The 24737-nt window shown below is 62.1% G+C and carries 24 protein-coding genes; 7 read left to right on the top strand and 17 right to left on the bottom strand.

The genetic code is table 11. From position 1 onward, the window contains the following. Positions 1 to 9: 9 nt before the first annotated feature. A complete protein-coding gene (locus ASD44_RS02700; RefSeq protein ID WP_056115305.1) occupies positions 10 to 927 on the top strand; it encodes a pseudouridine-5'-phosphate glycosidase in 918 nt (305 codons plus the stop codon). 188 nt (positions 928 to 1115) lie between these two features. Here ASD44_RS02700 and ASD44_RS02695 read toward each other — a convergent pair whose 3' ends face one another. Further along, positions 1116 to 1439, bottom strand: a complete 324-nt coding sequence (locus tag ASD44_RS02695; RefSeq protein ID WP_056108458.1) for a TfoX/Sxy family protein — start codon at positions 1437 to 1439, stop codon at positions 1116 to 1118. A gap of 119 nt (positions 1440 to 1558) precedes the next feature. On the opposite strand from ASD44_RS02695, the gene ASD44_RS02690 reads away from it, so the two are divergent. Together ASD44_RS02690 and ASD44_RS02685 are read left to right on the top strand one after the other, a co-directional pair. Further along, the gene (locus tag ASD44_RS02690) at positions 1559 to 2056 is read left to right on the top strand and encodes a GFA family protein (RefSeq protein ID WP_056115302.1); all 498 of its coding nucleotides are present in this window, start codon (positions 1559 to 1561) and stop codon (positions 2054 to 2056) included. A gap of 122 nt (positions 2057 to 2178) precedes the next feature. Further along, the gene (locus tag ASD44_RS02685) at positions 2179 to 2358 is read left to right on the top strand and encodes a hypothetical protein (RefSeq protein ID WP_056108455.1); all 180 of its coding nucleotides are present in this window, start codon (positions 2179 to 2181) and stop codon (positions 2356 to 2358) included. 2 nt (positions 2359 to 2360) lie between these two features. Here the strand turns inward: ASD44_RS02685 and sufA are convergent, their stop codons facing one another. From sufA to ASD44_RS02650, 8 genes are all read right to left on the bottom strand, one after another. Beyond that, a complete protein-coding gene (gene sufA, locus ASD44_RS02680; protein WP_056108451.1) occupies positions 2361 to 2744 on the bottom strand; it encodes a Fe-S cluster assembly scaffold SufA in 384 nt (127 codons plus the stop codon). Between the two features lie 96 nt (positions 2745 to 2840). Then, positions 2841 to 3299: an SUF system Fe-S cluster assembly protein gene (locus ASD44_RS02675; RefSeq protein WP_056108448.1), complete on the bottom strand. Its 459-nt coding sequence runs from the start codon at positions 3297 to 3299 to the stop codon at positions 2841 to 2843. Continuing rightward, complete coding sequence (locus ASD44_RS02670) at positions 3296 to 4537, bottom strand: cysteine desulfurase (RefSeq protein ID WP_056108444.1); 1242 nt, start codon at positions 4535 to 4537, stop codon at positions 3296 to 3298. Before ASD44_RS02670 ends, ASD44_RS02675 begins: the two co-directional genes overlap by 4 nt. 82 nt (positions 4538 to 4619) lie before the next feature. Further along, on the bottom strand, positions 4620 to 5888 hold the full coding sequence (gene sufD / locus ASD44_RS02665) for a Fe-S cluster assembly protein SufD (RefSeq protein ID WP_056108440.1): 1269 nt from the start codon (positions 5886 to 5888) through the stop codon (positions 4620 to 4622). A gap of 8 nt (positions 5889 to 5896) precedes the next feature. Then, a complete protein-coding gene (sufC, locus tag ASD44_RS02660) occupies positions 5897 to 6652 on the bottom strand; it encodes a Fe-S cluster assembly ATPase SufC (protein ID WP_056108438.1) in 756 nt (251 codons plus the stop codon). 54 nt (positions 6653 to 6706) lie between these two features. Then, positions 6707 to 6865 (bottom strand): hypothetical protein, encoded by a 159-nt coding sequence (locus ASD44_RS18290; protein ID WP_156459750.1) that lies wholly within the window; start codon positions 6863 to 6865, stop codon positions 6707 to 6709. Then, entirely contained in the window at positions 6865 to 8391 is a 1527-nt protein-coding gene (sufB, locus tag ASD44_RS02655) for a Fe-S cluster assembly protein SufB (RefSeq protein WP_056115297.1), read from the bottom strand. Before sufB ends, ASD44_RS18290 begins: the two co-directional genes overlap by 1 nt. Before the next feature lie 169 nt (positions 8392 to 8560). After that, entirely contained in the window at positions 8561 to 9724 is a 1164-nt protein-coding gene (locus ASD44_RS02650; RefSeq protein ID WP_056115294.1) for a cysteine desulfurase family protein, read from the bottom strand. A 225-nt stretch (positions 9725 to 9949) separates the two neighbouring features. Here ASD44_RS02650 and ASD44_RS02645 point away from each other — a divergent pair, with 225 nt between their 5' ends. Beyond that, positions 9950 to 10624 (top strand): alpha/beta hydrolase, encoded by a 675-nt coding sequence (locus ASD44_RS02645; protein ID WP_056108436.1) that lies wholly within the window; start codon positions 9950 to 9952, stop codon positions 10622 to 10624. 18 nt (positions 10625 to 10642) lie between these two features. Here ASD44_RS02645 and ASD44_RS02640 read toward each other — a convergent pair whose 3' ends face one another. From ASD44_RS02640 to ASD44_RS02625, 4 genes are all read right to left on the bottom strand, one after another. Next, positions 10643 to 12286, bottom strand: coding sequence for a glycosyltransferase family 39 protein (locus tag ASD44_RS02640; RefSeq protein ID WP_056108433.1), 1644 nt, complete (start codon positions 12284 to 12286; stop codon positions 10643 to 10645). Positions 12287 to 12325: 39 nt separating this feature from the next. After that, positions 12326 to 12658: a lipid-A-disaccharide synthase N-terminal domain-containing protein gene (locus tag ASD44_RS02635; protein ID WP_056108430.1), complete on the bottom strand. Its 333-nt coding sequence runs from the start codon at positions 12656 to 12658 to the stop codon at positions 12326 to 12328. Next, positions 12651 to 13385, bottom strand: coding sequence for a glycosyltransferase family 2 protein (locus ASD44_RS02630; protein ID WP_056108427.1), 735 nt, complete (start codon positions 13383 to 13385; stop codon positions 12651 to 12653). Before ASD44_RS02630 ends, ASD44_RS02635 begins: the two co-directional genes overlap by 8 nt. 127 nt (positions 13386 to 13512) lie before the next feature. Beyond that, positions 13513 to 14637, bottom strand: coding sequence for an anhydro-N-acetylmuramic acid kinase (locus tag ASD44_RS02625; RefSeq protein WP_056108424.1), 1125 nt, complete (start codon positions 14635 to 14637; stop codon positions 13513 to 13515). Between the two features lie 102 nt (positions 14638 to 14739). On the opposite strand from ASD44_RS02625, the gene tyrS reads away from it, so the two are divergent. Next, positions 14740 to 15993: a tyrosine--tRNA ligase gene (gene tyrS / locus ASD44_RS02620; protein ID WP_056108421.1), complete on the top strand. Its 1254-nt coding sequence runs from the start codon at positions 14740 to 14742 to the stop codon at positions 15991 to 15993. Between the two features lie 41 nt (positions 15994 to 16034). On the opposite strand, the gene ASD44_RS02615 is transcribed toward tyrS, so the two are convergent. Then, positions 16035 to 19430: a DUF3971 domain-containing protein gene (locus ASD44_RS02615; RefSeq protein WP_056108418.1), complete on the bottom strand. Its 3396-nt coding sequence runs from the start codon at positions 19428 to 19430 to the stop codon at positions 16035 to 16037. A 94-nt stretch (positions 19431 to 19524) separates the two neighbouring features. Here ASD44_RS02615 and ASD44_RS02610 point away from each other — a divergent pair, with 94 nt between their 5' ends. Both ASD44_RS02610 and ASD44_RS02605 read left to right on the top strand, forming a co-directional pair. After that, positions 19525 to 19995 carry a peroxiredoxin gene (locus ASD44_RS02610; RefSeq protein WP_056115291.1) on the top strand — a complete coding sequence of 157 codons (471 nt, stop codon included), beginning with the start codon at positions 19525 to 19527 and terminating at the stop codon, positions 19993 to 19995. A gap of 128 nt (positions 19996 to 20123) precedes the next feature. Continuing rightward, positions 20124 to 21413, top strand: a complete 1290-nt coding sequence (locus ASD44_RS02605; protein ID WP_056108414.1) for a M23 family metallopeptidase — start codon at positions 20124 to 20126, stop codon at positions 21411 to 21413. Between the two features lie 26 nt (positions 21414 to 21439). Here the strand turns inward: ASD44_RS02605 and ASD44_RS02600 are convergent, their stop codons facing one another. From ASD44_RS02600 to ASD44_RS02590, 3 genes are read right to left on the bottom strand one after another with little or no spacing between them, the layout of a single operon-like run. Further along, positions 21440 to 22660 carry an MFS transporter gene (locus ASD44_RS02600; protein WP_082542367.1) on the bottom strand — a complete coding sequence of 407 codons (1221 nt, stop codon included), beginning with the start codon at positions 22658 to 22660 and terminating at the stop codon, positions 21440 to 21442. A gap of 46 nt (positions 22661 to 22706) precedes the next feature. Next, on the bottom strand, positions 22707 to 23729 hold the full coding sequence (locus ASD44_RS02595; RefSeq protein WP_056108408.1) for a hypothetical protein: 1023 nt from the start codon (positions 23727 to 23729) through the stop codon (positions 22707 to 22709). Next, entirely contained in the window at positions 23726 to 24442 is a 717-nt protein-coding gene (locus ASD44_RS02590; protein WP_156459749.1) for a DUF6065 family protein, read from the bottom strand. Before ASD44_RS02590 ends, ASD44_RS02595 begins: the two co-directional genes overlap by 4 nt. Positions 24443 to 24737: the final 295 nt, after the last annotated feature.

The raw sequence follows: 24737 nt of genomic DNA, 5'->3' as shown, positions 1-24737 counted from the left end.
GAGATGCCCGTGACATTCGAAACCGCCCGCCCGTTCATCGACCTGCACGAGCCTGTGGCGGAGGCCTTGGCGGCTCATCGGCCGGTGGTGGCTTTGGAAAGCACCATCATCACTCACGGCATGCCCTACCCCGACAACACCGCCATGGCGGCCAATGTCGAAAAGATCGTCGCCGAGGAAGGCGCGGTGCCGGCGACGATCGCCGTGATCGATGGCCGCATCAAGATCGGCCTCTCCGACGGCGAGCGCGAATCGCTCGCCCTGCGCGACGACGCCATGAAGCTGTCGCGCGCCGATCTCGGCTTCGCGGTGGCGCAAGGGCGCACGGGCGGCACGACGGTCGCCGCCACGATGATCGCGGCGCAGCTCGCCGGCATCAAGGTTTTCGCCACCGGCGGCATCGGCGGCGTACACAAGGGCGCGGAAAAAAGCTTCGACATCTCGGCCGATCTCGACGAATTGTCGCGGACCTCCGTGATCGTCGTCTCGGCAGGCGCCAAGGCTATACTCGACATCGAAAAGACGCTGGAAGTGCTGGAAACGCGCGGCGTGCCGGTGATCGGCCTCGGCTGCGCGGTGATGCCGGCCTTCTGGTCGCGGCAGTCGCCGTTCCAGGCGCCGCTGACGCTGCCGGATCCCGCTTCGGTCGCGCACCTTTACAAGACGCGGCAGGCTCTGGGGCTGATCGGTGGGGTGCTGGTGGCGAACCCGGTTCCCGAGGACCATGAAATCCCGGCAGCCGAAATGGCCGGCTATATCGCGGCGGCGCAAAAGGCGGCAGAAGCGCAGAAAGTGACCGGCAAGGCGGTGACGCCGTTCCTGCTGTCGAAGATCCTCGAACTGACCGACGGCCGCAGCCTCAAGACCAACATCGCGCTGGTCGAGAACAATGCGCGGGTCGCAGCGCGGATTGCCAGGGCGCTTTGACGTTCGGCGCCTTACCTTCCCCCTTGTGGGGAGGGTCGCGGAGAAAACCGAGCCCACGAGGTTTTTGACGCGGGGTCGGGGTGACCGGGGCGGTGCATTACGGGAAATACCCCCACCCCGTCTCGCACTTTCCGCTTTGCTTCAGTACTCGCCGACCCTCCCCACAAGGGGGAGGGTAAAGTTTGGCGTCACTTCCCGCTTCGCAACCCCGCCTCATAGGCCTTGCGCGCCCATCCCGCCATCTCGTCGGGGTCGTCAAGCGCGCTTTCAGGCGCGGTCCAGTAAGGCATGGCGACCTCCTTGCCGTGGCGGGAGCCGATATAGACCCAGCGTTTCGCACCGGCTTCCTCATATTCCGCGGCGATTTCGGCATCGCCCTTCAGCATCAGCTCGTCGCGCAGGATCACCGCAATGATGACGCCGTTGTGGTAGATGCCCTTGCCGCCGAACATGCGGCGGATCGAGACCGAACCGAGGCCTTCGAACAGTTCACGGATGCGTTCATCGTCCATGCCGCGATGATGTCATGGCCGGGCGCTGCTGTCATGACGGGAGACGCTGAAACCGAACGCCTGCTGACATGTTTAAACAGGACCGGGTGCTAAGTTCGTTGCTTACCAAGGAGATGACCATGCCGCTTCTGCTCAAGGGTTCCTGCCGATGTGGCGTCGTCCGCTTCGAAGTCGAAAGCCACACGCCGGCGCCCTACCAACTCTGCTACTGCTCGATCTGCCGCAAGCAGCAGGGCGGCGGCGGATATGCCATTAATCTCGCAGCCGAGATGGCGACGCTCAAGATCGAAGGCAAAAGCCATATCGGCATCTACCGGGCCAAGATCGAGGACGACGAGCATCCGACCTGCGAGGTCTCGACCGGAGAACGCAATTTCTGCACAAAATGCGGCTCGGCGCTGTGGCTTTACGATCCGAACTGGCCGGACCTGGTGCATCCCTTCGCCTCAGCCATAGACAGCGACCTGCCGACGCCGAAGGAGCGGACGCATCTGATGCTGAAATACAAGGCGAACTGGGTGGAGCCGGAGATTGCCGAAGGCGACAAGGTGTTCGAGGTGTATCCGGAGGAGTCGATTGCCGAGTGGCACAAGCGGACGGGAATGTGGATAGATTGAATTATCGCGGAGACGCCGGCAAATGGGGAGCCGTTTGATGAATCAGATCGACCACACAGCAATTCATCGACGTATCGAGGAGATAGAGACACTCGATGATTACATCGGCTGGATCAGGAGACTTGTCTGAATTCGCCGGAAAGGACGTAACGATCGAGAACCCATCGACGGCAGATTATCTGGAAAGCCTGTCGGCGCTTATAGCTGACACGAAACACATGACTCCAACGGAAGTCAGCGATCCATCCATATCCTTCAAATCCATGGCAAAGGCGCTCTACAGCGCACTCTATTACGAGTAAACCTAAGCCGCGCTGGCCCGCGCCTCGGCCAGCGCCTTCAAATCGGCGGGCTTCAACTCAACCGATTCGCCGCAGCCGCAAGCCGAAGACTGGTTCGGATTGCTGAACGTGAAACCGGTGCGCAGCGTTGTCTGCTCGAAATCCATCTGGGTGCCGAGCAGGAAAAGGGCGGCTTCCGGTGCGACCCAGACATTTGCGCCATCGCGCTCGATGTGGTCGTCGCCGGGCTTCGGCTCGGTCACCAGATCGACCGTGTATTCCATGCCGGCGCAGCCGCCCTTCTTGATGCCGAGGCGGACGCCCTGGGCATTGTCGCGGGTGGCGACGATCTCACGGACGCGCTCGGCGGCCCGTTCGGTCATGGTGATGACGGCAAAGCGTCCCATTGTTCATGCTCCATTCCGCGCAGGTTCAAGGCCTGCAGGATGATTCATACCTAAAATGGTGAAGTTTTCAGCCCGACGCAAGGCTATAGGCCGAATTCAATACCACCCCACTGCGACCTGCGCCTCTTCCGACATGCGGTCGGGCGTCCAGGGCGGATCGAACACCATCTTGACGTCGACGCCGGAAACGCCTTCCACCGCGCCCACGGCATTCTCGACCCAGCCGGGCATCTCGCCGGCCACCGGGCAACCCGGCGCCGTCAGCGTCATGTCGATCTTGACCTGGCGGTCGTCCTCGACGTCGATCTTGTAGATGAGGCCAAGCTCGTAGATATCGGCTGGAATTTCCGGGTCGTAGACCGTCTTCAGCGCCGAGACGATATCGTCGGTCAGCCGCGCCAGTTCTTCCTGCGGAATGGCCGAAGCCGACACCACCGGATTGCCCGCGGGCGTGCTCCCGGCAGCAGTGCCAACGGCATCGCTTCCGGTCGCGTCGCTGGCGGGACCGGCCGCTGCTTCGTTTTCTGTAGCCTTGGTTTCTTCCATCATCGTCATCCGAAGAACTTTCGCGCCTTTTCCAGCGCATCTGCAAGCGCATCGACCTCTGCGTGGGTATTATACATGCCGAACGATGCCCTGCATGTGGAGGTGACGCCGAAGCGTTTCAACAGCGGCTGGGCGCAATGGGTGCCGGCGCGGACCGCGACACCCTGGCGGTCGATCACCATCGACACGTCATGGGCGTGGATGCCCTGAAGCTCGAACGAAACGATGGCGCCCTTGCCCGGTGCATCGCCGAAAATGCGAAGCGAGTTGATCGACCGCAGCCGCTCATGCGCATAGTTCTTCAGATCGGCCTCATGCGCGGCAATGCGGTCGCGGCCGATCTTTTCCATGTACTCCAGTGCCGCGCCGAGGCCGATCGCCTGGACGATGGGCGGCGTGCCGGCCTCGAAGCGGTGCGGCGGTTCATTGTAGGTGACGATGTCCTCGGTCACCTCCTCGATCATCTCGCCGCCGCCCATGAAGGGCCGCATGGCTTCCAGCCGCTCCTTCTTGCCGTACAGCACGCCAATGCCGGACGGCCCATAAACCTTGTGGCCCGTGAAGACGAACCAGTCGCAGTCGAGGTCCTGCACGTCGATGGGCATATGGACGGCGCTCTGGCTGCCATCGACCAGAACAGGAATGCCGCGCGCATGGGCGATCCGGCAGATTTCCTTGATCGGCGTGACGGTGCCCAGCGCATTCGACATCTGCGTGATGGCGACCAGCCTGGTGCGGTCGGTCAGGCATTTCTCGAATTCCTCGATGTGGAACACGCCCTGATCGTCCACCGGCGCCCAGACAAGCCTGGCGCCCTGCCGCTCGCGGATGAAATGCCACGGCACGATGTTGGAATGGTGCTCCATGATCGACAGCACGATCTCGTCGCCCTCGCCGATGTTGGGCATGCCCCAGCCATAGGCGACCGTGTTGATGGCGGCGGTGGTGTTGGAGGTGAAGACGACGGTATCGATGCTTGGTGCGTTCAGGAAACGCCGCACCGTCTCGCGCGCCTTCTCATAGGCGTCGGTCGCTGCATTGGACAGGAAATGCAGGCCGCGATGGACGTTGGCGTATTCCTGGCTGTAGGCGTGCTGGATGGCGTCCAGCACCGCCTGCGGCTTCTGCGCCGACGCGCCATTATCGAGATAGACGAGCGGCTTGCCGTGGACCTGCCGCGACAGGATCGGGAAATCGCGGCGAATGGCCTCGATGTCATAGGGAGTGGTGTGTGCGGATCGATCCATCTATGCAATGCGGCAGTTGGCAGTCGACAGTTGGCAATCGATAAACCCGACTGCCGACTGCCGATTGACGATTGCCGTCCTCTTACCCATGTTCCGCGAACCACGCGTCGAGCTTGGCTTCCAGCGCCTCGACAATGGCCTCGTCCTGCAGTTCTTCGATCACCTCGGCGACGAAAGCCTTGACCAGCAAGCCACGCGCGGTTTTCTCATCGATGCCGCGCGCCATCAGGTAGAACAGATGGCCATGGTCGATTTCGGTGACGGTGGCGCCGTGGCCGCACTGCACGTCGTCGGCGAAGATTTCCAGCTCCGGCTTGGTCGAAAACTCGCCGTCATCCGACAGAAGCAGCGTGTTGCAGGCCATCTTGGCGTCGGTTTTCTGGGCATACTGGTGCACGTTGATGCGGCCCTGGAAGACGCCATGCGCCTTGCCGGTCACGACATTGCGGATCACTTCAGTCGAAGTCGTATGCGGCACCGCATGGTCCAGCACCATGGTGACATCGGTGTGCGTGTCACCGGCCAGCAGATTGACCCCGCGCAGGGTGAAATCCGCGCCCTCGCCCTTGGCGGCGACGACGATCTCCTGGCGCACCAGCTTGCCGCCGGCGTTCATGAAGAACAGGGTCAGCCTGGAATCCTTGCCGAGATGCGCCTTGAACTGGGCAAGATGCGTCGCCGTTTCCGGCTGCTCCTGGACAATCAGCCAGGTGACCTCGGCGCCGTCGCCCAGCAGAAGCTGGCTGACGGAACTCGCAAGCACCGCGCCTTCGCCGGTCTGGCGCTCGACGATGACCGCCTTGGCATTGTTGCCGACACGAACCGGGAGGCGCACATGCGTCTGGCCGCCGGCATGCAGGTTCTGCAGTTCCAGCGGCTTTTCCAGCGCGACGCCATCGGCAATGTCCACGAACCAGCCGTCGGCGACAAAGGCGGTGTTGAGCGCGCCGATGGCATCATCGCTGCCGTAGCGCTCCAGTCCGGGCGCGAAGCTGCCGTCCGTGAGCTTGTCCGACAGGCGCTGGATGGTCACGCCCTCGATCGTCGGGGCCTTGGCGTTTGCGACGCCGTTGAGCAGCGGCAATACGGCCGAACCCTCGATGATCGGCGCAATGGCCTTGGCATCGGCGCTCGGATCGAAGGCGGGCACGGTCGCAAGCAGCCGGCGCAGATCGGTGTAATGCCAGGATTCGATGCGCCGCGTCGGCAAGCCGGCCTTCAGCACCTCGATGGCGTCGTCGCGCCGGATCATGACGTCGCCGTCGCCCGGCAGCAGCGAAAGCCGTTCGCCGAAAGCGTCGATCAAGGTCGCTTCGGCCGGCGTATGCTGGAATGTCGTCTGCATATTCATGACCTGCCTCAGGCTGCCTCGCCGATCACGCCGGCATAGCCGTTCGCCTCAAGGTCGAGCGCCAGCGACTTGTCGCCGGACTTGATGACCTGGCCCTTGTAGAGCACATGCACCGAATCCGGCACGATATGCTCGAGCAGCCGCTGGTAGTGAGTAATGACGACGATGGAGCGGTCGGGCGAACGCAGCGCGTTGACGCCATCGGACACGATCTTCAGCGCGTCGATATCGAGGCCGGAGTCGGTCTCGTCCAGCACGCAGAGCTTCGGCTCCAACAGCTTCATCTGCAGGATTTCGGCCCGCTTCTTCTCACCCCCCGAAAAGCCGACATTGAGCGGACGCTTCAGCATCGCCATGTCCATGTTGAGCAGGCCCGCCGCTTCCTTCACCTTCTTCAGGAAGTCGGGAATTTTCAGCGGTTCTTCGCCGCGCGCCTTGCGCTGCGCGTTCATCGCGACCTTGAGGAACTCCATCGTCGCCACGCCCGGTATCTCCATCGGATACTGGAAGGCGAGGAAGATGCCGGCGGCGGCTCGCTCGGCCGGGTCCATCTCGAGGATGGACTCACCGTTGTAGAGAATCTCCCCTTCGGTGACCTCGTAGTCCTCACGGCCGGCGAGGATGTAGGAGAGCGTCGACTTGCCGGAACCGTTCGGCCCCATGATGGCGGCGACCTCGCCGTCCTGCACTGTCAGGTTGAGCCCACGAATGATTTCGGTGCCGTCTTCGACGATGCGGGCGTGGAGGTTTCTGATCTCAAGCATTTTTATTCTTTCACGTAGTCGATGGAGCTTTCGCGGTCAGCGGGACAATTCCATTCAGGCCAGCAGGCTGCGGATGTAAGGCAGGATCACCGAGGCGATAACGCCGGTTACGGCTCCGGCGACGATGCGCCCGATCCGCGATTGGATAGTCGGCACCGAAGCGGCGACACCACCACAGACCAGCGCGTAGAAAACAGCGGCAACCGTATCCATCAGCCTACACTCCCCTCAAGCGATATGCCGATCAGCTTCTGTGCCTCGACGGCGAATTCCATCGGCAGTTCCTGGATGACGTCCTTGACGAAGCCGTTGACGATCAGCGCGATGGCTTCCTCCTCGGGAATGCCGCGCTGCATGACGTAGAACTTCTGGTCCTCGGAAATCTTCGAGGTGGTCGCCTCGTGCTCGAACTTGGCGGTCGAATTCTTGGCTTCCATGTAGGGCACGGTGTGCGCGCCGCACTGGTCGCCGATCAGCAGCGAGTCGCAATTGGTGAAGTTGCGCGCGCCCGTCGCCTTGCGGTGCGCCGAGACCTGGCCGCGATAGGTGTTCTGCGAATAGCCGGCGGCGATACCCTTGGAAATGATCCGGCTGCGCGTGTTCTTGCCGAGATGGATCATCTTGGTGCCAGAGTCGACCTGCTGATAGCCGTTAGACACGGCGATCGAATAGAACTCACCTTGGCTGTCGTCGCCGCGCAGGATGCAGGACGGGTATTTCCAGGTGATCGCCGAGCCGGTCTCGACCTGCGTCCACGAAATTTTCGAGCGGTCGCCGCGGCAGTCGCCGCGCTTGGTGACGAAATTGTAGATGCCGCCCTTGCCGTTGGCATCGCCGGGATACCAGTTCTGCACCGTAGAATATTTGATCTCGGCGTCGTCCAGCGCCACCAGTTCGACCACGGCGGCGTGAAGCTGGTTTTCATCGCGCTGGGGGGCGGTGCAGCCTTCGAGATAGGAGACGTAGGCCCCCTCCTCCGCGATGATCAGCGTGCGCTCGAACTGGCCGGTATTCTTCTCGTTGATGCGGAAATAGGTCGAAAGCTCCATCGGGCAGCGCACGCCCTTCGGCACGAACACGAAGGAGCCGTCGGTGAAGACTGCCGAGTTCAGCGTGGCGTAATAGTTGTCGGTGGTTGGAACGACGGAGCCGAGATATTTCTTCACCAGTTCCGGATGCTCGCGGATGGCCTCCGAGATCGAGCAGAAGATGACGCCGGCCTGCGCCAGCTCCTTCTTGAAGGTGGTGACCACGGAAACCGAATCGAACACGGCATCGACGGCGACCCGGCCGGATTTGTAGACGTTGTCGTTGGCCTCCTCGAGACCTTCCGAATCCTCGGCAACAGGTTTCTGCACGCCGGCCAGGATTTCCTGCTCCTTCAGGGGAATGCCGAGCTTCTCGTAAACCTTGAGCAATTCCGGATCGACATCGGCCAGCGAGGTGGGACCCGAGGTGCTCTTCGGCGCCGAATAGTAATAAATATCCTGGAAATCGATCTTCGGATAATTGACGCGCGCCCAGGTCGGCTCGTCCAGCGTCAGCCAGCGCCGATAGGCTTCCAGACGCCATTCAAGCATCCAGGCAGGCTCATCCTTCTTGGCCGAGATGAAACGGATGATATCCTCAGACAGGCCTTTTGGAGCCTTGTCGACGGCAATCTCGGTCTCGAATCCGTATTTATACTGATCGACATCGATCTTTTTGACCCGATCGATCGTCTCCTGCACAGCAGGCATGTCGCGTTCTCCATCCATGCCGGGTTCAAGGCCCGACCGTTTTCAAACTATGGCACCGCAAGGCGGCCCGAAGGCGCTGAACGGCGTAAGTTCAATATAGTGCGCCACCACCGGAAATTCACCGGCCAACGATGACGCACGGCTCAAGCGGGCCGAAACCCTGTTGCCGCTAGGCGGCCTTTTCCCGATCCGACCGGCGTGCGGCAATCGCCGCAAGAGCCTTTCGGAACAATTCCAAATCTTTCGCGGTCGTCGCGTGGCCGACGGACACACGCAACGCACCCAGCGCCTCTCCCCGACCCATTGCCTTCAGCACATGGCTCGGACCCACCTTGCCAGAGGAACATGCCGATCCGGCCGAAAGCGCAACGCCGGCGAGATCGAAGGCGATCTGGGCCGTTTCGGCCTTGAGGCCCGGAATAGCGAAGAATGTCGTATTGGCAAGACGCTCGGCGCCCGCTCCAAAGATTTCTGCATCCGGAACGATCGCCTTCACCGTCGCATCGACTTCGTCGCGCAATGCGCGGATGCGGGCCATGTCTTCGATAGCCAAACGCGCTTCCCGCGCGGCCGCGCCAAAACCTGCAATGGCCGCCAGATTCTCGGTGCCGGCACGATGGCCTTTCTCCTGCCCGCCGCCGGTAACAAGTGGCTTCGGCATCATCAGGTCAGATGCCGCTATGATCGCGCCGGCGCCCTTCGGGCCGCCCATCTTGTGTGACGAGAGAATCAGGTAATCGGCGTAACCTGCTGACAAATCGAGCTGAATACGCCCCGCAGCCTGAACGGCATCGAGCGCCAGCACGCCACCGGCCGCCTTGACCACCTGGCCAAGCCGTTCCAGCGGCTGGATGACGCCGGTTTCGTTGTTGGCGGCGTGGATAGCGACCAGAGGCAGGCCCTCAGCCTTGTCGTGTGCCGCCAGCGCCTTTTCCAGTTCAGCGAGATCGACAATACCTTCGCGGTCGACGCCGATGCGCGTCACGCGGTCGGCGGCAAAGCGGCCACCATTCAACAGGCAGGGATGATCGGCCTGGCAGACATACAACCTGCCCATGCGCAGGGGGCCGCGTCCCATCTGCCAGTCAGGCGTCAGCAGCATCGCGGCCGCTTCCGTCGCCCCGGACGTGAAGACCACATGGTCCGGCTTGGCGTTCACCAGCGCCGCGACGGCACGGCGCGCGTCCTCGATCAGGCGGCGCGCGGCGCGTCCCTCCGAATGCACGGAGGACGGATTGGCCGCGATTTCGAATGCCGCCAACATCGCTTCGCGCGCGGCCGCGGTCAGCGGCGCACTTGCGTTATAGTCGAGATAGGCGCGCTCTGGGGCCATCGCCCGGGCATTCCTTCCAAAAACCATTCCGTCAGGACGACGCGTTATTTCCTTGAAATTCCAACGCAAGCCGTCCTATTTACGCGGCTTGCGGCTCGGGTGGCCAAAACCACCAGTTTTGAACAATTCTAAACTAGCTTCTATGAAGACGGCTGCCCTGCGTCAAGGCCAGAGCCGGAACTTGTTCAGGCCGAGGCTGCGTGTGGTACCGAAGTGGAGTCATTGATGCCAGAGGTCATTTTCACCGGTCCTGCCGGACGTCTCGAGGGGCGCTATCAGCCGTCCAAGGAAAAGAGCGCGCCGATCGCCATCGTGCTGCATCCGCATCCGCAATTTGGCGGCACGATGAACAACAAGATCGTCTATGACCTCTTCTACATGTTCCAGAAGCGGAACTTCACCACGCTGCGCTTCAATTTCCGCGGCATCGGCCGCAGCCAGGGCGAATTCGACCACGGCACCGGCGAGCTTTCCGACGCCGCGGCGGCCCTCGACTGGGTGCAGTCGCTGCATCCGGATTCGAAGAGCTGCTGGGTTGCCGGCTATTCGTTCGGATCGTGGATTGGCATGCAGCTTCTGATGCGCAGGCCGGAAATCGAAGGCTTCATCTCGATCTCGCCGCAGCCCAACACCTATGATTTCTCATTCCTGGCGCCCTGCCCGTCGTCCGGCCTCATCATTCATGGCGATGCCGACAAGGTGGCGCCCGCCAAGGATGTGCAGGGTCTTGTGGACAAGCTTCACGCCCAGAAGGGCATCACCATCACGCAGAAGACGATTCCCGGCGCAAACCACTTCTTCGCCAACGACGCCGAGCTGTTGCTCGAGGAATGCGCCGACTATCTCGACCGCCGTCTGGCCGGCGAATTGTCCGATCCACGCCCCAAGCGGCTGCGATAACCCGGCAGCGCCGCGGCGCTACGGCGTTGCGCGGTAGAGGCTCAGGGAAAGCGTGTCGCCCGACGAGAAGTTGTAGCCGTCGATGGTTGCAATGCGCGTGACGCCCACGCCGCGCCGGGTCATTTGACCGGCGAACTCGTCGCCTTGCGGGGCCGGAACCAACGCCAGGGCGCAGGCCGGATCGGCAGCCATATGATCTTCGGCACCTCGCAGATTGGTCAGCAAAGTCCTTGTACCCAGAAGGAAGACAAGACTGGGCTCGTGATATTCCGACGACGCCAGCACCGTACCCGTGCACGGCTTTGCCGCACGAACCGCGTCCACGATCCGCGGCGTCATCCAGATCGGCGTCAGCGATGGGATGACGATGCCGAAAAGGAGCGCTGCGGCAATACCGGCGGAAACGGTGGTTATCGCAATACGGCGTAGCGAGATCTGGTCATTGCGTGCAAAGGCGAAATAGCCGGCGGCGAGTACGGCAAGGGCCGCGATAATACCCCATGGCGACAGGCGCCCGTCGAGATAGATCGGCGCGCCAACGGCGACGACGGCAATGGCCAGCGTCACGACGCCGAGCCCGAACGCTCCTGCCCGCCAGCACCATGCCTGCCAGGCTTTCATCGGTGTGGCGCGTTCTTCCGGTGATAAGGTCAAAAGCCAGCCGATCAGCAGGATCAGCCCGGGATATGCCGGCATTACGTAGTGCGGCAGCTTGGTCGGAATGAGCTCGAACAGCAGCCAGAAGGGAACGTACCAGGCGAGGCAGAACCTAAGCCGGTAGTCTTGCCTTGCTCGGCCGATCGCGAGCAATTCGGCGCCCAGCGCAATCAGGCCGAACGGCCACATGAACAGCGAATAGGTGAGCGCATAATAACCCGGCGGGCCCCAATGCGGTGCGCCACCGGGGACGGCCTTCTCCAGAAGATCGTTCGTGACCGAACCATGCCAAAAGGAGGCGCCCGATTTGAGCGTGATCAGCACCAGCCAGGGCGCGACAATGAGAACGAGAAGAGCCAAGCCACGCAGAGGCTTGAGCCGCGCCAGCCATCGCGCCTCACGCTCGAAAGCGAGTAGGGAAAGGATCGTCAGTGCGGACAGCAACAAAGCTATCGGTCCTTTGATCAGAATGCCGAAACCCTGTGCGATCCAGAAAATCCAAGGCAAATGCCCCGGAACCGCCTGATTTCGCCGTGACGCCAGATAAATCTGGGCCAAAGCGCCCTGTGCGGCGACGCAACAGGCCAGCAGCGCAGCATCGGTCTTCGCATCCCGCCCTTCGAAGGCGGTGGCGAAGATGGCCGCCAGGACCAGCCCCGCTGCGATGCCCGCATTGGCGCCGAACAGGTTCGTTCCGGTCCAGGCTATGGCGACGACGGCAATCGCGACCGCCAGCGCCGAGACCAGCCGGTAGATCCAGATCGGCGCTTCTTGTCCCTGCCCGCTCAGCGTGACAGCGGCTGCCTGCAGCCAGTAAATGCCAATCGGTTTTTGATAGCGCGGCGTTTCCTGGAAACGGATATCGACATAATCGCCGCTTTCGACCATTTGCTTGGTCGCTTGGGTGAAGCGCGGTTCGTCACGGTCCAGCGGCGGCAACGTTGCAAGGCCCGATGCCGTCATCAGCAGACTGAACAGGAAAAGCAACGCGTAGCGGAGCTTCATTGCCGGGGTTCAACTTTCAAGCGCGGCATGGACGGTGGCTTAGTCCACCTTGGTCATGGACGATTTCCGCTCATTGGCGATCAGCCACAGATTGCGGATATAGATGACGAGGCCGAGGCCCTGCCCTGCAATGAAGACGGGATCCTCGCGCTGGATGGCGTAAACAAAGAGCAGGCCGCCGCCGAAAAGCGAGAAGAACCAGAAGGCGATCGGCACGACGCTGCGCTTAGCCCTTTCCGATGCGATCCACTGAACAAGGAAACGCATGGTGAAGAAGGCCTGTGCAATAAAGCCGAGCAGGATCCAGCCGTCGAACTGAAGCACGAATACCTGGTGGAACCAGGTGGAAAGTTCCTGAAAAACATTAGCCATGGCTTATTTCCCTTGCCTTCGGCATCCGTCGGCGGCGACGCCGCAGCCACCAGACGCCGGCCAGGTCGAGCGCGCCCTGCAAGCCCCGGTCGAAGATGCCGTAGTTCGACTTTCCATGCCGTCGTGAACGATCGACCACGTCGCAATGCACGACGCCGAAGCCTTCCTGGATGACCAGCGCCGGCACGAAGCGGTGCGTGCCGTCGAAGAAGGGCAGCTTACGCAATATGTCGGTGTGGACGGCCTTGAGGCCGCAGCCGGTGTCGCGCGTCTCGTCGTGCAGGATCGCATTGCGCAACCAGTTGGCGAAACGCGACGCGAGTTGCTTCACCCTGCTGTCGCGGCGCTTCAGGCGCTGGCCTTGCGCGGCGCCTGCCTGCGGGCCGGCGGCGAGCAGGGCATCGATCAGGACCGGAATATAATGCGGGTCGTTCTGGCCGTCGCCGTCGATGGTGGCGACGACGCTGCCGCGCGCGGCCCAAGCGCCGGTGCGCACGGCAAGGCTCTGGCCGGACGATTTCTCATGCCTCAGATGGCGCACCGCAAAAGGCCGCAGCGCCGCCTGTGCCGCCAGCGTCTGTGGCGTCTCGTCGGTCGATCCGTCATCGACGACGATCACCTCGAAGTCGCGGCCGGCCATGGCGGCCTGAATCTCGTCCAGCAGAAGCGGCACGTTCTGCGCCTCGTTCCGGCACGGGATAACGATCGATATCAACTTGTCAGCCATACAGGGCCAGGCTCGTTTTCTCGCGGCATCCGTATTGCAATCAGGCGGGCATGGAACCGCGGGGCCGGGTGGCGCGCTCCTTACGCCAGCCGCAACCGCTAGGCAAGGGCCACGCCTGCGCGGCGCATCACGGCTGCGCGATCACGCCGCCGCCGACCGCCTTGCGGCAGCCGGTCGTGGTCGGGAAGGTCAGCGGCAATCCTTTTTGCGCGCGGACTGCGAGATAAGCCCAGGCTTCCGCCTCCGTGGCGTCGCCGTCCAGCCCGGCATCCTCCGCGAGGATCACCTCTGCGTCCTGCGCCTGAGCGCCGCGGCGCAGATCGCCAACGATATGCGGGTTCTTCCTGCCCCCGCCGCACACGACCCACAGCTTCGGCGGTTCGGAGAGATGCGGCACGCATGCAAGGATCGCCTCTGCCGAAACCGCGGCGAGCGTGCGGGCGCCGTCCGCCAATTCGAGCCCTTCCGCCTCTGCGAGGGTGAAATCGTTGCGGTCCAGCGACTTCGGGCCGGGCTTGGCGAAGAACGGCTTGTCCAGATAGGCCTCAATCACGGCGCGGACCGCGCCGCCTTCGCTGGCAACCGCACCGCCGGCATCGAACGGAATGCCACCTTCCCGCGCCACCCACTGGTCGATCAGCGCATTGCCGGGGCCGGTATCGAAGGCCACCGGATCGCCCGCTCCCGGCACATAAGTGATGTTGGAAATTCCGCCTATGTTGACGAAGACGACGGGAAATGCCGTCGCGAACGGCTGCGACAACGAGCGGGCCAGCGCCGCGTGGTAGATGGGCACCAGTGGAGCGCCCTGCCCGCCATGGATCATGTCGTTGGCGCGCATGTCGTAAACGACTGGCAACCCAATCCGCCCGGCGAGCAATCCGCCATCGCCCAGCTGGATGGTCAATCCGATATCGGGCTTGTGCAGGACGGTCTGGCCGTGAAATCCGATCATTTCGGGCCGGCCCCATCGACTGGCGTCCGTCTTCAGGAATTTCTCGATTGCTTCGGCATGGCGCAGGGTGATGTCGCGCTCCAAAGCTGCCAGGTCGCCGGGCCTGTCCTCGCGGCGGACGATCTGTTTGGCCGCATCCAGCGACGCCTCGATGCGGCGCCGGAATTCGGCGTCGTAGGCGACGAAGAACGCCGGTCCCCGCTCGACGCCGTTTTCGCCATCGGTGCGCAGCATGGCGAGGTCGATGCCGTCCATCGACGTGCCGCTCATCAGTCCGATCGCGCAGATTGCAGTCATTTGCCAGCCGTTCTTGTGATTCCCACGGGGAGGATGCTAAACGCGCGCCATGACAGACGCCACGGTCGCCTTGCGATCAGGCGGTTTCCGGAAAGAGAAAAAATGTCCGCCTTCAAATCCGATTTCCTGCGCACCATGAGCGAGCGCGGCTTCATCCACCAGACCTCGGACGATGCCGCCCTCGACCAGCTCTTCGCCAAGGAAACGGTGACCGCCTATATCGGCTTCGACGCCACGGCGAAAAGCCTTCACGCCGGCTCGCTGATCCAGATCATGATGCTGCACTGGCTGCAGCAGACCGGGCATCGCCCGATCGCGCTGATGGGCGGCGGCACGTCGATGATCGGCGACCCATCCTTCAAGGACGAGGCGCGCAAGCTGCTGACGCCGCAGGACATCGAGGCGAACCTCGTCGGCATCAGGCGCAATTTCGCGCCCTATCTCGATTTCGGCGACGGCGCCGGCGACGCGCTGATGGTCAACAATGCCGACTGGCTGATGGGCATCAACTACGTCAACTTCCTGCGCGATGTCGGCCGGCACTTTTCCGTCAACCGGATGCTGGCATTCGATTCGGTGAAGTTGAGGCTCGACCGCGAGCAGTCGCTGTCCTTCCTCGAATTCAACTACATGATCCTGCAGGCATACGATTTCGTCGAACTCTACAAGCGTTTCGGCTGCCGCCTGCAGATGGGCGGCTCCGACCAGTGGGGCAACATCGTCAACGGCATCGATCTCGGCCACCGGATGGAGAATGCGCAACTCTATGCGCTGACGACGCCGCTGCTGACCACCTCGTCGGGCGCCAAGATGGGCAAGACGGCCTCCGGGGCGGTGTGGCTCGATCCGGAGCTGCTGTCGCCCTACGATTTCTGGCAATACTGGCGCAACACCGAGGACGCCGATGTCGGCCGCTTCCTGAAGCTCTACACGACGCTGCCGATGGCGGAGATCGCACGGCTGGAAGCGCTCGGCGGCGCCGAAATCAACGACGCCAAGAAGGTCCTGGCCACCGAGATCACCACCCTGCTGCATGGCCGCGAAGCGGCTGACCAGGCCGGCGAGACTGCGCGCAAGACCTTCGAGGAAGGCGTGACGGCGGAGACCCTGCCCTCGATCGAGGTGCCCCGGGCGCAGCTCGAGTCAGGCATCGGCATTCTGGCGCTGTTCGTGTCGGCCGGCCTGGCGGCATCGAACGGCGAAGCTCGCCGGCACATTCAGGGTGGCGCGGTGCGGCTCAACGACCAGCCGGTCAGCGACGACAAGCGGGTCGTCACGCTTCAGGATCTGAGTCCGGAACAGGCGGTAAAGCTTTCACTCGGCAAGAAAAAACACATTCTGGTGCGGCCGGTTTAAACGTCTTCCCTTCTCCCCTTGTGGGAGAAGGGAGGGTCAGGCTACCGAAACTCGAATATCGAGCGGAAGATACCCGGCGCGATCACCGAGAGCGGGTTGATCGTCAGTTCCGGCTTGCTGACCTTGCCCCTCAGCCTGAAGGTGACGCCGATCAGACCGCCGTCGCGCCCATTGCCGAGCAGCATCCCAACGATCGGGATTTCGCCGAAGATGCGGTTGAGGCCATAGGCGGGCATGAAGGTGCCCGTCATGTCCATATTGTTATCCTGATCGTAGAAAAGACCCTGATACGTGGCACCGATGGATGTTCCGCGCAGGATGCCGTTCGCAAGTTTCAGATAGCCATTGCCTTTCTCGATTTCGGCATAGCCACGGTCGAATGCCACCCTGGACGTATCGATGTCGGCTTTGACGGCCTGATTGAGGCTTCTGTTGTCGCCCGGAGGCGTCGTGGACACGATGGATGCCAGCTTCGGCTCGTTGACGATGAGGAAATCGCGCGCGTCGATCGTACCGCGCAAGGGTCCTCCCGCCGCTCCTGAAAGCGACAGTGCGATAGCCCCGCCCTGCATATGATCGTAGGTGTCGAGAAATCGCAGGATGGCGCCTGCATCACCGGATTTCAGCACGAGATTACGGTTGCCGCCCCCGCCGCCGCCGTCGCTGATCGTTATGGCAGCGCCGGAGGTGGTCTGCGCGCTCGCCTTGAGCGTATTCACGCTCGAACCTGTAGCGCCGTAGTCGAGCTTGAAGCCGGACAGTTTCTCGTCATTGAAACCGGACAGGGAGTTGATATCGGCCTGCACCGAAACCGATTGTGATCCCGTGCCCTTGGTCGCCGTGCCGGCATCGGCGGTGAGCTGCTTGATGAGAGAGCGCGCATCCAGCGCATCGCCGCGCACGCTGATCGAATAGCCTTTCGAAGTCCGCTTCAGGGACAGCGAGACGTCGTCGCCGCGGTTCAGCCTGACACGATTGAAATCGGCTGCGGAAAGGCTGCCACCGGCAAGGACCAGCGAGCCCTGGACGGCGAAGGTCGTTCCGCTGAGGTCGAAATCCGACAGCCTGGTCGAACCGCCGGACGACTGCATGGTGAACTTCACCTTGGCCGGCACCCCGGCGCCCTTGCTCCATCCGGCCCAGGGCAAATTCAGCTTCACCGCCGCCAGATCGGCGGAGACCGCCTGGCTGCCATCGCCATTCTTGTCGAGCGCCACCCTCACCGTTCCGGAAAGGATGGACGACAGGCCGGGCATGAACGCCGCGCGCGTCTTCTCATCGAGAACCATCGTCACATTGCGGCTGCGTGGCGGCCCCTCCGGCAGCAAAGGCTCGACGATGTCGATTTCCGCCGGAATGCCACTGAGCAGCGCCTTGGCGCCAATCACGGCCTTGTTTGGATCGACGACTATGGTCCCCTCCGCCTCGGTGACCATCTGGCCATCGACGGGCTTCGCCAGAGCCAGGTTCTTGTAGTCGAGCGCCACCAGCCAGTTGAGCTTGCTTGCATCAATGCCGGCCTGGAGGGGAATGTCCGCCTTGACGTTGCCGGTCACGGTCCCGGAGAGTTCTGCAGGCAGGATGCCGACATGGCGCATGGCGTTGATGGGTTCGTACGAGGCGAGTTCAACGATCGCAGGAGCTTCGCCTGCAACATCGATGTCGAGTGCGCCGATGACGGGTGGATGGTTGGCGTTCTTGACCTTCAGCGTGCCGCCGCTCGCCGCCACGGTCCGCCCGCTCGGAAGATAGACCGTGCCGGACGATAGCGAGATGTCCACATCGTTACCCCGGAAGGCCACCTCGCCAACCGCATCGCGAATGGGAGGAATGCGTCCCGCCGTATCGAAGCGCGATCCTTCGATGCGAAAGCGGCCGAAGACCTCGTTGCCGTTCAAAGGCACGCCATCGCCGATGCGGCCGGGAGGCACCTGATATTGCAGGTTGGCATCGACGATGCGGCCGCCAAAGAGATTTCGCAGTACCCACCGGCGCGCGCCGCTTGCCGAGAACCATGGCCACAACTGTTTGGCATGGGATACCGGCATATCGTGCACGTTGAGGCCAAGCGACATTCCCGGCGTCTTGCCCCGCGCGAACTGCATCGATGCCGTTCCCAGCACCTCGCCCTCCGCGTCCGACTTGAGCGCGATCGTGTCGGCGATGAGCGTGGCGCTGCGGACACGGTAGACGCCAGCGGCGCGGGCAATGAACCGCAGCACCGGCTCGGGTGACTCCAGCGGTCCGAGACTGGAGCCGTCGCTCACCAGGTCGTAGCGGTAGGACGGCTCTTCATTCGGGACGGCTTTCGGCTTCGGCCCGAACGAACCCTGAAAACTGAGCAGCGAACGCCCGGTTGAGATTTGCAGCCTGCCGAGGTCCAGCTTGTTGCTTCCCCGCAGCAAGGTGGCATCGGCATTGATGTTTGCCACCAGCCGGCCCTTACGGTCGAGGTCCATGGCTGCGCCTGTCAACGACAGCTGCGCTTTCAGGACGGGCGCGGTTTCCGCCGAGCCTTCGCTGCCTGTCAGCCGTAGACCGATAGCCCCCAATGTGCTGCCCTCACCATCTTCGGCCGGCGGTCCTTCCTCGCTCGCTGCGACGGCGATGTCGGCTTCCAGCGAAGTTATCAAGTGTGAGGTGAGATCACGGACCGCGGAACCGGCGACGGTCATCGCCTTGCCATCTATCTCGTTGGTGGAGGAAAACTGCATCTGACCGGGTCCGGTCTGGCGCACAGTGGCTTCCGCAACCTTGACGAGCCTGACGGTTCCCTGCTGGGGAAGGACAATCTCCACATTGTCCAGTTCGATTTCACGCACGGAATTCAGCCGCACGGCGTCGAGCGTCTTATTGGCCAGGCCGAACACCGCATCACTGACCTTGTCCGGGTTGAGAAGACCGTCCGGGCTTCGCAGGGCGCCCGTCCAGTCATTGCCGCCTGAGGGTAGCGCGGAGGCGATCAGCCGGGCATTCGACACGCTGGCGCTGGTCAGCCTCACTTCGCCCGACAGCAGCGGCATCAGCCGCAGCCCGAAGCGCATACGGCCGACCGTTGCCATCGGCTGGCCAGTAGCCGTCCTGAGGCTTACATCGCGCACCTGGAGCGCAAGGAACGCCGAACCGTCCAGGGTGATGCTTGCCGGGCCCGTCGTGACCTCGACATCGACGCCTGCCATGTTTTCGATGGCCTTCTCAGCCGCCTCGCGCAGTCGCGACGCGCCGATGCCCGAGGCGTCGATCAGCTGGAGCGCGACCGCCGCCACGGCGACCAGGGCCACGACAGTCAGAAAGGTACGGGCGAGGATACGGGCGCTACGGCCAATGGCCGCCTGCCCCAGCGGAGGTTCGCCGCATGCCGACGGCATCTTGCCCAGGTCGGTGATTTCCTCCCGCCTGAACTTGATCTTTTCGTGCCGCGGCAGCTCCTGATCCACGTAATCTTCCGTATCGCCAATTGCGCATGGACGAATCCTCGCAAGACCTTATATGCCTGCGGCGGCGCGCGTAACCTCAAACAAGGGCAACGATATGGCTGATCTCGAGGTGGGAGACCCGGCACCGCTTTTCGACCTTCCCCGCGACGGCGGCGGGTCGTTGCGGCTTGCAGACTTTGCGGGCCGCCCGGTCGTCCTCTACTTCTATCCGCAGGACGACACGTCGAGCTGCACCAACGAGGCCATCAGCTTTTCGCAGCTCAAGCCGGACTTCGAGAAGGCCGGAGCTACGGTCATCGGCCTGTCGACGGACAGTGCCAAAAAGCACGACAAGTTCAAGGCCAAGCACGGACTGGCCGTCGCTCTCGCCGCCGACGAGGACCGCAAGGTCGTCGAGGCGTATCGCCTGTGGGTCGAGAAACAGATGTACGGCCGCAAATATATGGGTGTGGAGCGCGCGACCTTCCTCATCGGCGCCGATGGCCGGATCGTTCAGATATGGCGCAAGGTGCGGGTCAAGGGGCACGCCGAGGCCGTGCTGGAAGCCGTCCGCGCACTTTCCTAGCCAAGTATCGCGCCTGAACCGGAAATCGCGCGTCTATCGTTAACGGGACGTCCGATCCGCAAAGCTTTGTTAACCCTAACGATGTGTAATCGAACATGTCTTGGGTGTGGCAACGAAAGCTTGGTGCTGTGAACGTAACCGGTCAGTCCGCTGTTTTCGGCAAACGCAGGGAACCTCATACCGTCATCATCGCCCGCGGCGACGAGATCCGGCACTTCACCGTCAGGCCATGGCTTGCGGCATTTGCCGGCTCCGCGCTGGCGGCGGTCGCAGTGGGCTACTTGCTGGCAACCTCCTATCTGGTTTTGCGCGATGACCTGATCGGCGCCAGCACGGCGCGCCAGGCACGCATACAACAAGCCTACGAGGACAGGATTTCGGCGCTGCGCGCCCAGGTGGACCGTATCACCAGCCGGCAGTTGCTCGACCAGCAGTTGATGGAAACGAAGGTCGGCGAGCTTCTTGACCGACAGACGCTGCTCAGCCAACGGCACGGCCGCCTCGGACTTATGGAAAGCGCCGGAAACGATGTTGGCGCGCCGCTTCCCGCCAACGGCCCGGTGCCCGCGCAGAAGCCCGACAACCGTGCGGATGCCGGCGACGCTCAACCTGTAGCCGCCAAGACCGTTGCGCTTGCGAGCGCGGACAGCCAGAAATCATTGCCCTTCTCATTTTGGGCGACCCGCAAGGGCGAGCAGAACGAATCCTCCGCAGACCGCGCCGACAAGCTTTTCGTGGCCATCAACCAGTCGCTTCGCAACATAGAAAGCGAGCAGCTGTCGCGTATCACCAATCTTGCCGATACGGCCTATCAAAATGCCGATGGCATTTCCGAAGCGCTGCGCGCGGCGGGCCTGCCCGTGGACAGCGACTTCGGCAAGGACGAAACCGATGTCGGCGGCCCGCTTGTACCACTCGACAGCACCACCATGTTCGAAACCAAGGTCAAGGAACTGGACGAGGCGCTGAATACGCTCGACCAGCTCAAGACCGAGGCGCGCCGGCTGCCGCTCTCCAACCCGGCTCCCGGCCACGCCGTCACCAGTCCGTTCGGCGTGCGGACCGACCCATTGCTCGGCTCGGCGGCCCTGCATTCCGGCATGGATTTCCGCGCACCGCTGGGCATGCCGGCGAAAGTCACCGCGGCCGGCGTCGTCGTTCGCGCCGGTTGGGCCGGCGGCTATGGACGCATGATCGAGGTCGACCACGGCCAGGGCTTTTCGACCCGCTACGGTCACCTCAGCAAGATATCGGTCGTTGTCGGACAGAAGCTGAAGGCCGGCGACATCATCGGCCAGACCGGCAGCAGTGGCCGCTCGACCGGGCCGCATCTGCACTATGAAGTCCGCCACAATGGCGAAGCGCTGGATCCGCTGCGGTTCATCGCGGTGGGAAAAAAGGTCGCGCAGTACCTCTGACGGCTTATGCATACCGCTTGCGGGGCTCACCCAGCCGGCAGCGGATTTCCGTCCACCGGCGATTTGTAACGCCACAGCCTGGTCGGCACCAAGGCGGCGAAGACGAGAACGTTCAACAGCGCCGCAAACAGCAGGCAATAGACCACGCCATATCGGGTGGAGACGAGCCCTCCCAGGATGATGAGCGGCGGCATGCCAATCTTGAAGATAGCCCCTGAAATCCCCGCCACGCGACCGATATAGCGTCGCTCGACAGTCTCCTGCCGGAACGTCCATAGGGACACCACGAAGACCGTGGAGATGAGGCCTTCGAGAAAACCCAGGGCCGCGACCACGGCGACGTTCGGCGAGAATGCCGTGCCGACATAGACGCCGGCGACGAGGACGATGGGCATGGCGAACGTCTTGGCCACGCCAAAGGCTCGTCGTCCGTAGGGAGTCAGCCAGGCGCCGCAAACCGCGCCGACGCCCGTCAGACCGAGGACGACGCCCACTTCGAAGTCGCCGACGCCGAGGTTCGACTTGAGCAGCACGATGAGCATCGTCGCATAGATGCCTTCGGCACCGTTTACGATCATCACGACAAGCGACATGACGACCAGTTCACGGTTGCTGGCAAATGCCTTCAAACCGTCCGTTATGTCCTGAAGAAAATTGCCTTTCGGCTTTGGCGAATCTTCCAGCCGGATCAGGGCGGAAAAAAGCATCGCGGCAAAAAGCGCGATGGCGCAGGCGACGATAGTGCCCGAGCCACCGATGAGAACCAACAAGGCGCCCGCCGCCATGGGCGCGAACACCGAAATTGTGGAGTTGAACCCGCTCAACAGCGCGTTGGCAGTGACCAGGTCAGAAACCGGCACCGCCTGCTGAACCAATCCGGTCTGCACATTGCCCGAGGCGTAGAAGAACGCCATCAGGAAGAAGACCAGCGTCAGCACCAGCCCGAGGCCGCCAGCCACATCCTTCAGCGCCCAGGCCGTACACAGAAGGATTGCTGCCTGCGCGGCCAGATAGAAACGAAGCGCAAAAACTCTTCTGACCCGATCGTTGATCGTCCCGATGAAGATCGCCAGGACAATGTTGGGCAGGAAGACGACGCCTCGCAGCACCGACAATTCCATCTCGGAGCGCTGAATTTCATAGACGATCAGCGGCAACGCCAGCCGCGCCATCTCGACGCCCAGCACGCTGAGCATCGAAACCATGAACACCAGGGAAAACTGACGGTTTTGAAGAAGAATTCGCATAGCAACCCGTGACAGATCGGATGGACAGCATCGCGTCGGCGTGCGGTCAGCCAGTCAGTTTCAGCAATTCCCCGACGCCGCTTTGCGCCTCGTACATTTTCTGCTTCCAAGCCATATCCGGCACAAGCGGCAATTGTCGCTGACGACACGCCTCGGCAAATTCCGGGCTGATCTCTGCAAATCCATCCAGGACCGCGTAGACTTCCCGCTCCAATCCACTTTTCTCGGCAAGACGCAGCAGCAGGTCCGTTCGGAAGCCGGATTGCCCCGGACCCAAGACGTGCGCCATTTCCAGCAACGAGCGCATCCGCTGCTCCCCGTTCCATGTGGCCTTGTAGAACCGCACGGTGGCAAAGAGGATGTAGACCTCATCGTTCGACGTCGGAAGGCCGTCCAGAAGTATCCGGTTGTTCTTGTCCAGCAGGATTTCCAAATCATGCGGGCCGCCGAAGGACAGGGTCCGCTCGAAAATCACCAGCAGAGAGAAATCCTCTCCCATTTTCCGCAACGGGCCGAGGGCGTCGCCTATTTCCAAACTCCCCATATGCGGCAGTTGAAAGGGCAGATCGACGCTGTAGGGAATGTTCTTCGGATAGGCATAGCCGGACGAACTCTCGATATCGGCGATCTCGTCATCGCCGAGTGTAACCAGTTCGCCATCGACGAAGAAGGTCTGCCTCAATCCCAGCCCGCTGAAAATACGGAGGAGCTCGATATTCTCCTTGTCGGAGATCACGTAGTCGATGTCGCTTCGCTGGCTGGCCGGAAGCGCAGGACCAAAGCGCCTGTTCCGCGGAAATCCTTGAATGAACCTAAGCGTGTCGAGGTGGCTGAACCGGCTGTAATTGCTTTTGAGCCAATTCGTCTGGTCACGATATATGTGATCGTGGAGCGTTATGACGGGAGCGAGCTCCGGAACCACCGGGGCCAACGCAGTTTCCAGCTTGTGTTCCAGGGCCAGCATTACCAGCCCCACGAGATCGGGCTCCGGCGGCGGCTCGAAATCGATTTTTTGCCCCAGTACGGCAGCCTTGGCGCCAGATTGCAGGAACCGCTGCCAGATGCTCATTCCCGGCCGCGCCTTCGGGATATCACCCGGTACGAACCGGCTTTTTCCGAATTGCGCCGGTGGGCTGTTTCCTTGAGGCCATCCCAGAAGTCCGACGGAAAATCGGACAGGTCTTCCACGATATCGAGTTGCGGGCGGGGCCCGGCGCCATGGAGGGCGCGCGGTACTTCAAACACCTGGAACCATGGACGGGACTTCGAAAACTGGATGGGTTCGTCCGTCCGCAACAATTGGATGTTCGTGAACAGAAGCCCTGTCCACCAGTCCGTCTCGATTATGCCTTCCACGACCTTGTAGGCGGTGCTGTCCTGGCGATTGACCGGCGCACGCACCCAAGTGCTGACATTCTCGTCCGTCTTGACGAAAAAGCCGGTCCAGACCTGGAGGACGCCCCGTTCCGGAAACAACTCCAGAAACGGCGGCATCGCATCGACGAGGTCCTGATCCGTATTGTCGATCCAGAAATCGGCGAACCCCGGCAAAAATACACGGTCCAGCTTGACGACCTCTTCGATGGTGTCGAACTGGACGAACACGTCCACCCCGTTCCACTGAATGCTGAAATCAACCGGAGGATAGAGCAGCCACCCGACGCGATTGGCAGCCAGGAAAGGCTCACAATGCTGGTAGGCTCGTAACGGAATCTCTCCTGACAGGCGATCTTCGCCCGGCTGAGGATCGGGAACACCAGGGTATCCCTTAAAGAATCTCATTCGTTACGTATACCGTCGCCGAACCCATGTATAAAAAAGTGGCGCGCATGCCAGAAGCATGCGCGCCTGTCCTTATAAACCGGTATTACTTAGCGCCGCCGCCGCCGTGATTCTTCACGACAACGCCTTTGCTCGACACTTCGCGAAGCTTGCTTGCAAGAACGATTTTCATTTTCATTCTCCTCATTATAGCAACTGCCAGTGCGCAATATGCTTACTCAATCAGCGTAACACAAAGCCGGCTTCGGTCAACGGATCAAAAACTGCAGCGCCGTCTCAATTTTTATTCCTTGGG

Source organism: Mesorhizobium sp. Root554 (genome assembly GCF_001427025.1).
Taxonomy (GTDB): Bacteria; Pseudomonadota; Alphaproteobacteria; order Rhizobiales; family Rhizobiaceae; genus Mesorhizobium.
This window is presented reverse-complemented; position numbering and strand designations above follow the sequence as displayed.

Coding starts and splice junctions, on each gene's coding strand:
- ASD44_RS02600 (WP_082542367.1), bottom strand. CDS start 22,660: ATGCGAATTCTTCTTCAAAACCGTCAGTTTTCCCTGGTGTTCATGGTT.
- sufA (WP_056108451.1), bottom strand. CDS start 2,744: ATGGGACGCTTTGCCGTCATCACCATGACCGAACGGGCCGCCGAGCGC.
- ASD44_RS02595 (WP_056108408.1), bottom strand. CDS start 23,729: ATGAGCATCTGGCAGCGGTTCCTGCAATCTGGCGCCAAGGCTGCCGTA.
- ASD44_RS02590 (WP_156459749.1), bottom strand. CDS start 24,442: ATGAGATTCTTTAAGGGATACCCTGGTGTTCCCGATCCTCAGCCGGGC.
- sufB (WP_056115297.1), bottom strand. CDS start 8,391: ATGCCTGCTGTGCAGGAGACGATCGATCGGGTCAAAAAGATCGATGTC.
- ASD44_RS02650 (WP_056115294.1), bottom strand. CDS start 9,724: ATGGCCCCAGAGCGCGCCTATCTCGACTATAACGCAAGTGCGCCGCTG.
- ASD44_RS02630 (WP_056108427.1), bottom strand. CDS start 13,385: ATGGCTGACAAGTTGATATCGATCGTTATCCCGTGCCGGAACGAGGCG.
- ASD44_RS02690 (WP_056115302.1), top strand. CDS start 1,559: ATGCCGCTTCTGCTCAAGGGTTCCTGCCGATGTGGCGTCGTCCGCTTC.
- ASD44_RS02640 (WP_056108433.1), bottom strand. CDS start 12,286: ATGAAGCTCCGCTACGCGTTGCTTTTCCTGTTCAGTCTGCTGATGACG.
- ASD44_RS02675 (WP_056108448.1), bottom strand. CDS start 3,299: ATGACGATGATGGAAGAAACCAAGGCTACAGAAAACGAAGCAGCGGCC.
- ASD44_RS02695 (WP_056108458.1), bottom strand. CDS start 1,439: ATGGACGATGAACGCATCCGTGAACTGTTCGAAGGCCTCGGTTCGGTC.
- tyrS (WP_056108421.1), top strand. CDS start 14,740: ATGTCCGCCTTCAAATCCGATTTCCTGCGCACCATGAGCGAGCGCGGC.
- ASD44_RS18290 (WP_156459750.1), bottom strand. CDS start 6,865: ATGGATACGGTTGCCGCTGTTTTCTACGCGCTGGTCTGTGGTGGTGTC.
- ASD44_RS02645 (WP_056108436.1), top strand. CDS start 9,950: ATGCCAGAGGTCATTTTCACCGGTCCTGCCGGACGTCTCGAGGGGCGC.
- ASD44_RS02670 (WP_056108444.1), bottom strand. CDS start 4,537: ATGGATCGATCCGCACACACCACTCCCTATGACATCGAGGCCATTCGC.
- sufD (WP_056108440.1), bottom strand. CDS start 5,888: ATGAATATGCAGACGACATTCCAGCATACGCCGGCCGAAGCGACCTTG.
- ASD44_RS02625 (WP_056108424.1), bottom strand. CDS start 14,637: ATGACTGCAATCTGCGCGATCGGACTGATGAGCGGCACGTCGATGGAC.
- sufC (WP_056108438.1), bottom strand. CDS start 6,652: ATGCTTGAGATCAGAAACCTCCACGCCCGCATCGTCGAAGACGGCACC.
- ASD44_RS02610 (WP_056115291.1), top strand. CDS start 19,525: ATGGCTGATCTCGAGGTGGGAGACCCGGCACCGCTTTTCGACCTTCCC.
- ASD44_RS02635 (WP_056108430.1), bottom strand. CDS start 12,658: ATGGCTAATGTTTTTCAGGAACTTTCCACCTGGTTCCACCAGGTATTC.